The organism is Bacillus cereus group sp. BfR-BA-01524 (genome assembly GCF_022662595.1).
In the GTDB taxonomy this organism is placed as follows: Bacteria; Bacillota; Bacilli; order Bacillales; family Bacillaceae_G; genus Bacillus_A; species Bacillus_A thuringiensis_S.
Genome location: NZ_JAKUDW010000261.1, coordinates 1 through 677, shown reverse-complemented (window position 1 = coordinate 677; position 677 = coordinate 1). Strand labels below are relative to the sequence as shown.

Here is a 677-nt window from a genome sequence, read left to right as displayed (position 1 = left end):
GTTCCCTCTACGTATTTACCTTCGGCATTTTTTGGCTTTTCTACCAACTTATAACCTGGGATTTCTTTATTTTCTGTTGTATAGCCTTTCCCTACTTGATCTGTTGTTATATTACGTTGTGCGATTTCTTTTCCTTCTTTATCTACGTACTTTGTTACTACGCTTCCTTCTACCTCTGGTTTTGGTTCTTCTATTTTTTCATATACGTAGATTACCTCTTGCGTTCCCTCTACATACTTACCTTCGGCATTTTTCGGTTTTTCGACTAAATTATAACCTGGGATTTCTTTATTTTCTGTTGTATACTCGTTTCCGATCTTATCTGTCGTCGTATTGCGTTGCGCGATTTCTTTTCCTTCTTTATCTACGTACTTTGTTACTACGCTTCCTTCTACCTCTGGTTTTGGTTCTTCTATTTTTTCATATACGTAGATTACCTCTTGCGTTCCCTCTACATACTTACCTTCGGCATTTTTCGGCTTTTCTACTAATTTATAGCCTGGAATTTCTTTATTTTCTGTTGTGTACTCATTTTCGACCTTATCTGTCGTCGTATTGCGTTGTGCGATTTCTTTTCCTTCTTTATCTACGTACTTTGTTACTACGCTTCCTTCTACCTCTGGTTTTGGTTCTTCTATTTTTTCATATACGTAGATTACCTCTTGCGTTCCCTCTAC

At 37.1% G+C, this 677-nt stretch carries 1 protein-coding gene; it reads right to left on the bottom strand.

Going from position 1 to position 677, the window contains the following annotated elements:
* Positions 1–677, bottom strand: a 677-nt coding sequence (locus tag MR170_RS30930) for a MucBP domain-containing protein (protein WP_242310659.1), incomplete at both ends; no start/stop codon positions are given.